6 protein-coding genes, 1 rRNA gene and 1 other RNA gene are annotated in these 9575 nt (G+C 40.5%); 6 read left to right on the top strand and 2 right to left on the bottom strand.

What is annotated here, in order from left to right:
• Nucleotides 1-26: 26 nt before the first annotated feature.
• The 4 genes from dxs to LO761_RS05360 all read left to right on the top strand — a co-directional run bounded on the left by dxs (nt 27) and on the right by LO761_RS05360 (nt 6314).
• Complete coding sequence (gene dxs / locus LO761_RS05345; protein ID WP_272817292.1) at nt 27-1925, top strand: 1-deoxy-D-xylulose-5-phosphate synthase; 1899 nt, start codon at nt 27-29, stop codon at nt 1923-1925.
• Nucleotides 1926-1941: 16 nt separating this feature from the next.
• A complete protein-coding gene (gene trkA / locus LO761_RS05350; RefSeq protein ID WP_272817293.1) occupies nt 1942-3282 on the top strand; it encodes a Trk system potassium transporter TrkA in 1341 nt (446 codons plus the stop codon).
• Entirely contained in the window at nt 3282-4736 is a 1455-nt protein-coding gene (locus LO761_RS05355; protein WP_272817294.1) for a TrkH family potassium uptake protein, read from the top strand. The genes trkA and LO761_RS05355 overlap by 1 nt, the downstream gene beginning before the upstream one ends.
• Before the next feature lie 606 nt (nt 4737-5342).
• Nucleotides 5343-6314 (top strand): type I phosphomannose isomerase catalytic subunit, encoded by a 972-nt coding sequence (locus tag LO761_RS05360; RefSeq protein ID WP_272817295.1) that lies wholly within the window; start codon nt 5343-5345, stop codon nt 6312-6314.
• Between the two features lie 57 nt (nt 6315-6371).
• On the opposite strand, the gene LO761_RS05365 is transcribed toward LO761_RS05360, so the two are convergent.
• Complete coding sequence (locus LO761_RS05365; RefSeq protein WP_272817296.1) at nt 6372-7532, bottom strand: lactonase family protein; 1161 nt, start codon at nt 7530-7532, stop codon at nt 6372-6374.
• A gap of 121 nt (nt 7533-7653) precedes the next feature.
• On the opposite strand from LO761_RS05365, the gene ssrA reads away from it, so the two are divergent.
• Nucleotides 7654-8050, top strand: a transfer-messenger RNA (tmRNA) gene (gene ssrA, locus LO761_RS05370).
• A gap of 22 nt (nt 8051-8072) precedes the next feature.
• The gene (gene pncB, locus LO761_RS05375; protein ID WP_272817297.1) at nt 8073-9242 is read left to right on the top strand and encodes a nicotinate phosphoribosyltransferase; all 1170 of its coding nucleotides are present in this window, start codon (nt 8073-8075) and stop codon (nt 9240-9242) included.
• 251 nt (nt 9243-9493) lie between these two features.
• On the opposite strand, the gene rrf is transcribed toward pncB, so the two are convergent.
• Nucleotides 9494-9575 (bottom strand): 5S ribosomal RNA (rrf, locus tag LO761_RS05380); the annotation flags it as partial.

A 9575-nucleotide genomic window follows, 5' to 3' on the forward strand; every position in this document is an offset into this window, starting at 1 on the left:
AGTTCTGTTCTACTAATTTGATAACGATGACAGAAGAAAATTCATATCAATTATTAAATACTATTGATTCTCCTAATGATTTGCGTAAGTTAGATATTAATCAGCTTACAGAGATATGTAAGGAGCTTCGACAGAAAATTGTTGATGAACTTTCTTGTAATCCCGGTCATTTCGCGTCCAGCTTGGGTGTAGTAGAACTGACCGTTGCCTTGCATTATGTTTTCAACACACCATACGACCGGATTGTTTGGGATGTTGGTCATCAGGCCTACGGGCACAAAATCCTGACAGGGCGTCGTGACTCATTTAAAACAAACAGAAAATTGAATGGTTTGCGTCCATTCCCTTCTCCGGAAGAGAGCATATACGATACTTTTTCTTGCGGACATGCGTCAAACTCCATATCCGCTGCATTAGGCATGGCCATAGCAGCCAAGCTTAAAAAAGAGAATAAGCGGCATATCGTAGCAGTAATCGGTGATGGCGCTATGACCGGCGGACTGGCTTTCGAAGGATTGAATAACGCTTCCATGGACCCGAATAATCTATTGATTATCCTCAACGATAACAATATGTCCATTGACCGAAACACAAGTGGAATGGAACAGTACTTGCTTAACCTTCAGACTTCTGAAAGTTATAACTTCGTACGTTACAAATTGTCTCAACTGTTTTCTAAAATGGGAATACTGACTGAAGACCGTCGGAAAAGGATTATTCGTTTTAACAATAGTATAAAGTCCGTGTTGATGCACCAACAGAACGTGTTCGAAGGAATGAACATTCGTTACTTCGGTCCGGTTGACGGTCACGATGTGAACGGTCTGGTTAAAGTGTTGAACGATATAAAAGACATGAAAGGGCCGCGTCTGCTTCATATCCACACGGTAAAGGGCAAAGGATTTGAACCGGCCGAAAAAGAAGCAACTGTTTGGCATGCTCCCGGTATGTTCGACAAGGAAACCGGCGAACGCATCATCCAAGACGAAGAAGGATTACCACCGAAATTCCAAGATGTTTTTGGAGAAACACTTCTGGAACTCGCTAAACAGAATAATAAGATAATGGGAGTAACTCCGGCTATGCCTACGGGATGTTCCATGAATATTATGCAAAAGGATATGCCCGAACGAGTATTCGATGTGGGAATAGCAGAAGGACACGCGGTCACGTTCTCCGGTGGTATGGCTAAAGAAGGACTCTTGCCTTTCTGCAATATCTACTCATCGTTTATGCAACGAGCTTACGATAATTTTATTCATGATGTGGCACTACTAAAGCTCAATGTAGTCCTATGCTTGGATAGAGCAGGACTGGTTGGCGAGGACGGACCGACACATCATGGCATATTCGACTTGGCTTATATGCGACCTATCCCCAATGTAACCATTGCTTCTCCTCTTGACGAAACAGAGTTGCGAAACCTAATGTATACAGCTCAGTTACCTGATAAAGGACCGTTCGTCATCCGATACCCCAGAGGGCGCGGGTCGTTTGTCAATTGGCGTTGTCAGTTCGCAGAAATCCATATTGGTAAAGGCAGGAAGTTAAAAAACGGAACTGATATGGCCGTTATTTCATTGGGATCTATCGGAAAAGTTGCCGAACAAGCTATTCTACGTGCAGAAAAAGACTATGGAAAAAGCATCGCGTGGTATGATCTTCGTTTTTTGAAACCTTTAGATGAAGAAATGTTACAAGAAATTGGTCAGCATTTCGAAAAAATTATTACCTTGGAAGACGGTATTCTGAACGGTGGCATGGGAAGTGCCGTATTAGAATTCATGAATGATCACCATTTCTATCCGCAAGTCTATAGAATTGGTGTCCATAATAAATTTGTACAACATGGGCCGATAGAAGAACTCTATCGCATTTGTGGCATGGATGAAGATAGCATTTATAAAGTATTAACCACTTTCTAAAAAAGAGGACAAAGGAATGAAAATAATTATAGCAGGAGCCGGTTCTGTAGGTACGCATCTGGCAAAACTTTTGTCGGATGAAAAGCAAGACATCATCCTTATGGACGAAGACGAAAGCAAGTTAGCCGGAATGGATTCAAATTTCGACTTGATGACTGTTTGTGCTTCTCCCACATCTATATCCGCGCTGAAAGATGCTGACGTAGCTAACGCGGATTTGTTCATTGGTGTCACTCCGGAAGAGAGCCGTAACATGACAGCCTGTATGCTTGCTACAAATCTCGGCGCGAAAAAAACTGTTGCTCGAATAGATAATTATGAATACCTGTTGCCAAAGAATAAAGAATTCTTTGAAAAATTGGGGGTCGACTCGCTCATCTATCCGGAAATGCTCGCTGCGAAAGAAATCGTTGACGCACTCAAGATGAGTTGGATTCGTCAATGGTGGGAATTCGCAGGTGGAGCACTTGTATTGGTTGGAACAAAGATGCATGAAACCGCTGAGATTCTAAATATCCCTTTGAAAAATCTCGGCGGACGTGAAATTCCTTTCCATATCGTGGCTATCAAACGTGGTGACGAAACTATTATCCCACGAGGTGATGACGTCATCATGCTAAATGATATTGTCTACTTCACCACAACAAAGAAATATATCCCCTACATCCGAAAGATATCCGGTAAGGAGAATTATGCCGATGTTCGTAATGTCATCATTATGGGAGGTAGCAGAATAGCTGTTCGTACTTCACAATATGTACCTGATTATATGCAAGTAAAAATTATAGAAAAGGACATCAACCGATGTAACAAACTTACCGAACAGGTTGATGACCGCATTATGATAATTAACGGTGACGGACGCGACCTTAGTCTATTAAAAGAAGAAGGTATAGTGAATACCGAAGCTTTCGTCGCCCTAACCGGTAATGCGGAAACTAATATCCTTGCCTGTCTCGCTGCAAAGCAGATGGGAGTTCCCAAAACAGTCGCAGAAGTAGAAAACATCGATTATATCCGTATGGCAGAAAGTTTGGACATCGGTACGGTTATCAATAAAAAGAAAATTGCCGCCAGCCATATCTATCAAATGATGCTCGATGCTGATGTAACCAATGTGAAATGTCTTACTTTCTCTAACTCCGACGTCGGTGAATTCATAGCAAAGCAAGGTTCCAAGATTACAAAAAAACCGATAAAGGACATGGGACTTCCCAAAGGCATCACTATCGGCGGTATGATTCGTGAAGGTGAAGGCATGCTGGTTAACGGAAATACGCAGATTCTTCCGGGCGACCATGTGATGGTGTTCTGTCTTGGTGATATGATTAAAAAAGCCGAAATTTATTTCAACTGATGATCAATAAAAAAATCATATTCTACGCAATGGGCATCCTGCTTTATATCCAAGTAGGATTCCTTCTGCTTTGTGCTTTGATTTCTTTATATTATAAGGAGAGCGATTTGGTTGCATTCCTTATCTCCATGGCTATTTGCGCCGGAGTAGCCTCTTTATTCTTCTATGCGGGGAAAGGGACAAAACGCTCTTTCAGTCGACGCGATGGATACATCATTGTAGCTACAGCATGGATTGTCTCATCCATCATGGGTATGAATCCGTATCTCATCAGCGGATACATTGATAATGTGAGCGACGCGTTCTTCGAAACCATCTCCGGTTTTACATCAACCGGAGCGAGTATTCTCGACAATGTAGAATCTTTTCCGCACGGACTGCTCTTTTGGCGCAGTCTCACCCAATGGATTGGTGGCTTGGGAATTGTGTTCTTTACCATCGCCGTACTACCTATCATCGGAACAGGAGGCGTGAAGCTCTTCGCTGCCGAAGCAACCGGCCCGACACACGACAAGGTTCATCCGCGTATCGGCGTAACAGCTAAGTGGATTTGGATGATTTATGTTGGAATGACAGTTGCTCAAACCGTATTGCTTCACTTCTCAGGAATGGGACTTTTCGATAGTGTTTGTCATGCATTGGCAACATGTTCAACAGGAGGATTCTCTACCAAACAAGAGAGCATCTCTTTCTTTCATTCAGCTCGGATAGAATACATCACCATTATTTTCATGTTCCTCAGTGGCGTAAACTACACCTTATTGTACACGACATTACTCAAGTTACGTATCAAAAAACTCTTTTACAATACCGAATTCCGTTGGTACTTCAGCATTGTAGTACTCGCGACTATGGGTATTACTTTAGGACTCTTTCTTTCCGAAGGAGGCAACTTGGAGGGTTCTTTCCGCCGTTCCTTATTCCAAGTTGTATCCATTCAAACTTCAACGGGTTTCATGAGCGATGATTACATGCTCTGGGGACCGTCTCTCTGGATGATACTCAGCCTATTGATGATTATAGGTTCGTGTGCCGGTTCTACTTCCGGAGGCATTAAATGCATTCGCTTTGCCATTATGTGCAAAGTCGCTCATAATCAGTTCAGAAGAATCATTCATCCAAATGCTATCTTCCCTGTCCGTATCAGTCGGCAAGTGATTCCGGAATCAACTAAAACCATCGTTTTAGCTTTCATATCCACTTATTTGATTGTAATGTTTGCCAGTTGGCTGATATTGATGATTTTGGGTATGAATTTCACTGAAGCCTACGGTGTGGTCATTTCCTGCCTTGGCAATACCGGACCGGCCCTTGGTAGTTGCGGACCGGCCTATTCATACAGTGGTATCCCTGTTGCCGCCAAATGGATTTGCTCGTTCCTGATGTTAGCCGGTCGTTTAGAACTGTTCACTATCCTGATTCTCTTTATGCCAAGTTTCTGGAAAAAACTGTAATACACGGAATACTTCCGAATACTAACTCGTTCATTCCCCTATAAACGAGTTAACCAATTGATAATATCTCCCTCAGTCAGAGATAAGCCTTACTACATAAAAATGATTGTCTCTTAGATGATAACGACCTTACAGTATGTTTAAACGATGTTTTCGTGTTCTCTCTCGGCAGACTCATTGATTTTGTCATAAAGAAACTTAAGAAAATGATACGTATGAATCAATCAACTCACACGCATAATTTAGTTGTTTCACATCTGTGAAACAAGTGAATCACATCTGTGAAACAAATGAATCACATCTGTGAAACAAATGAATCACATCTGTGAAACGAGTGAATCACATCTGTGAAACGAAAAATTCTTCTGATGAATACGGAAAATCAATCGTATCTCTTTCTATATTCATATATATGAAGTCACTAAGCGTTGCGGACTTATTTTCCAAAAGACTACGAGCTGCGAATTCGAATACAAAGTTCTTAATAAAGTTATAACGAATTTCTTATCCTGAATTGAGGTATAAATACTAACAGTTTTTAAGTTATAAATTCCAACTAACTTAAATAAAAAACGTAACTTTGTATTCAAAATAACACATACAATTATGTATCCATATAAATTTAATCCCATATTAAAGTCGACCATTTGGGGCGGCGATAAAATTATCCCCTTTAAACATTTAAACGTCAAGCAAGAACAAGTTGGCGAAAGCTGGGAAGTATCTGGCGTACATGGCAGTGAGTCCATTGTATCAAATGGTCCGGATACCGGAAAAAACTTAGCCCAACTGGTAAAAGAATACAAAGGGCAATTAGTAGGAGAAGACAACTACAAGCAATTCGGCAACACTTTTCCATTGCTAATAAAATTTATTGACGCACGCGACGACCTATCCATTCAAGTCCATCCAAACGATGCGTTAGCCGGAAAACGTCACAACTCCATGGGAAAAACCGAGATGTGGTATATCATTGATAATGCAAATGATACAGCCCACCTGCATAGTGGTCTAAAGAAACGGATTACTCCTGAAGAGTATGCACAAATGGTTGAGAATCATACCATTGTCGATGCATTGGCTGATTATAAAATAAAGCCTGATGAAGTCTATTTTCTCCCTGCCGGACGAATTCACAGTATAGGGAAAGGTTGTTTTCTTGCTGAGATTCAACAAACCAGCGATATTACTTATCGTATTTATGATTTCAACCGAAAAGATAAGAACGGAAAGACACGCGAGCTTCACACTGAGTTGGCAAAAGATGCCATCGACTATACTGTGCAAGACGATTATCGCACCCTATACACTCCTGAGCAGAATAAATCGGTAGAGTTAATTAACTGCCCGTACTTCACCACTTCGGTATACGATTTAACAGAAGATATGAGTGTGGATTACAGTGAGTTAGATTCTTTCGTCATTTACATCTGCTTAGAAGGTTCATGCACTGTCACCGACCATGAAAATAATCAGTCGCAACTTCGGGCAGGCGAATCTATCTTATTTCCGGCTACCACAAAAATGATTCAAATAACGGTAAACGAACACGTTAAGTTCTTGGAAAGCTACGTATAAGCTAATACAAAAAGAAAGAGAGCTGTTTCCCCGAAAAAAGAAACAGTTCTCTTTGCGTCATTGTATAAAATTAACAAACATCGGCTTTTCCATTTCAATCTTCTTCCCCATATTAGTAAGCAAACCGGTCTCGGCATTCCGACCGTAAATCTCAACACAATTACCATCGCGACTGGCAACAAGAATATATTTCCCGTTAGGAGTAATCGCAAAGTTGCGTGGATGAGGCGCGGTCAACTGATAACCTATTTTCGTCAACGTACCGTCAGTAGGATTAATTCTAAAGATGGCAATACCATCACCTTTCAGTCGGACAGAAGAATAAAGAAACTTTCCATCCGGAGAAATATGTATGTCAGCTCCACCCCGAGCGTCTAAAGAATCAGACTTGATAGACTGCTTTTCTTTCAGATCATCATTGACATAATCAAAAACCGTCACATTATCCGAAAGCTCATTCATTAGATAAGCATATTTCCCATCCGCACTAAATATAAGATGCCGGGGGCCATTCCCAGGGCTCACCTTAACATCCCTCTGTAACTTTATTTTAAGCAATGTAGCGGCGTCACAAGTACAAGCTTCTGAAAAAACGGGAAACACATGAATCTGATCTGTTCCCAAGTCGTCAGCAAATAAATACTTCCCGTCCGGCGAGAACTTCACACAATGCAGGTACGGTTTGGTCTGGCGTTCTGGATCAACACTTTTTCCTGTAAAAGGAATGACACAAACAGAATCTTTCAAACAAGCGGAATCATTCAATGCGATAACCGTAATGCTGCCTCCGTTATAATTGGCTGTCAGCACAAAACGTTCGGTCGGATCTAATGTAATATTACACGGAGCTCCACCATGAACCGAAACTTCATTCAACAGCGTCATCTTTCCGTTCTCCCTATCAAAAGAAATAGCATAAGCACCGGCAGTCTCCGTGGCTTCTTCTTTCACCGCATAAATATATTTCCCATCCGAAGTTGTCGTCATAAACGAAGGATTTGATATGCCACTCAAGCCACACAAATAGGTCGCGTTAGCCGATTCTTCATCAAAATAATACGCACGAATCGATTCTTTTGCCGGATTGCCACAACCTCCAAGCAACATAATAAGCGATGATTTTGTAGCTTCAGCAAGATTTTCTTTTTTCGCTGCAGACTTGCATGCGAAGAAAAAGAAAGACATTATCATTATGCAGAGAAATGAGATTCTTTTCATATTTCGGAGTATTAGTTATACAAAGGAACAATGATTTTTTGTCTTTTCGAAGAGATTTGCAAATAAATTATAAAAATAATATTTAGAAAAATAATTATTTGTATATTTGTCATGACTACTTGGGCTTGTTTGGTTTTGACAGCGAGTTGAGGTGGTATGTAAGCATGCAGAGCGTTGTTAATATGGCTCTATAATCTCAATTATCAAAATTTATCTGGCAACGAAAATTATGCTCTCGCTGCGTGATTGAAGTATAGTAAATCACCTTTATTTCTGGCATAGTGTTAGAAACGGGATGTCGCTCAAAAGCCCTTGTTCCGAGGCGTTTGATATAGTGGCACAGCAAAATCGGGAATAGTCAGGGATTCGCCTTGCGTCTTTGATGAAATTTAGAGGATAAGGCATGAGTGGGTGGCTTTGGTCTTGCTTGTGCACGAAAATCGAAGGCAAAGATAAGCATGTAGAAAGCATATGGTCTCCTTGTTTGGACGAGGGTTCGACTCCCTCCAGGTCCACAGATTTTAATCTCTATATAACATCATGGTTATAAAATCAATCTTAGACACCGACTTGTATAAGTTTACCACTTCGTACGCTTACATCAAGTTATTTCCGTATGCAGAAGGCACTTTCACTTTTAAAGACCGCGATGAAACGGAATACAGCGAGGAATTTCTAAAAGAATTCCTTGAAGAAATAAATGAAATGAAAAATATCTGTCTTACTCCGAATGAACTGGAGTATATGGATACGCGTTGCCGCTTTCTCCCAAGAGCATATTGGGAATGGTTAGCATCGTTTCACTTTGACCCCGAAAAAGTAAAAGCTTCGCTTGACGAACAGCATCACTTGCATATTGAGGTAACAGACTATATGTATAAGGTAACATTATACGAAGTCCCTTTATTAGCTGTTATTTCCGAGCTCAAAAACAAATATGATCATCATGTCCCCAATAAAGAACAGGTGATTGAACGTTTGAAAACAAAAGTTCTGCTATCAAACAATAATAAGATGACTTATTCCGACTTCGGAACTCGTCGTCGTTTCTCATTTGAGATTCAAGATTTCGTCATCGGCTATTTAAAAGAGCATTCAACTTATTGCACCGGGACTTCAAATTGTCTGCTGGCCATGAAATACAATATGCGTGCCATCGGAACTCATCCACACGAGTGGTTTATGTTCCATGGAGCTCAGTTCGGATATAAACATGCCAACTACATGGCATTAGAGAATTGGGTAAACGTATACGATGGCGATTTAGGCACTGCCTTAGCCGATACTTATACTTCAGATGCTTTCTTAAGCAATTTCAGTAGGAAACAGGCAAAGTTGTTTGACGGCGTACGTTGTGATTCCGGAAATGAGATTGAATTTATTGATCGTTTAATTGACCGTTATAAAGAATTAGGTATTGATCCTACAACAAAGACAATTATCTTCAGCAATGCACTGAACTTTGAAAAGTCATTAAAAATTTTCCAATATTGTCAGAATAAAATTCGTTGCTCATTTGGAATTGGCACCAACTTAACAAACGATACAGGCTTTAAACCTGCAAATATCGTTATGAAGCTGAAAGAATGCCGTATGAACCGAAATCAGGACTGGCGTGAATGCATCAAACTATCAGATGATATGGGCAAACACATGGGAAGCAGCGCAGAACTTGAAGCTTGTCTCTATGAATTGAAATTAAAAGGCTAATAACAAGTTAGTAAACACATAAAAGGAGAGATTAACTTAATAAAAATACCCCCGAAAGTTAGAGATAAACTTTCAGGGTTTATTTATTATTTATACTACTTCGATATACGCAAATATGAAAATAGAAACGCATGAGTTTTTCATTTTCATCAGAAATAATTGGGCTCAGTCTCTTGATAATAAATCTAATGAGCAATTCAGACTCAACCATAAAAAAAGAGGAGTCTTTCCTGTTCAAGGAAGACTCCTCAAGAAGGCAGCTGCCTACTCTCCCACTCTGACGCAGTACCATCGGCGTGACGGGGCTTAACTTCTCTGTTCGGAATGGGAAGA

The sequence above is a fragment of the Phocaeicola oris genome (assembly GCF_021295095.1).
GTDB classification, from domain to species: Bacteria; Bacteroidota; Bacteroidia; order Bacteroidales; family Bacteroidaceae; genus Phocaeicola; species Phocaeicola oris.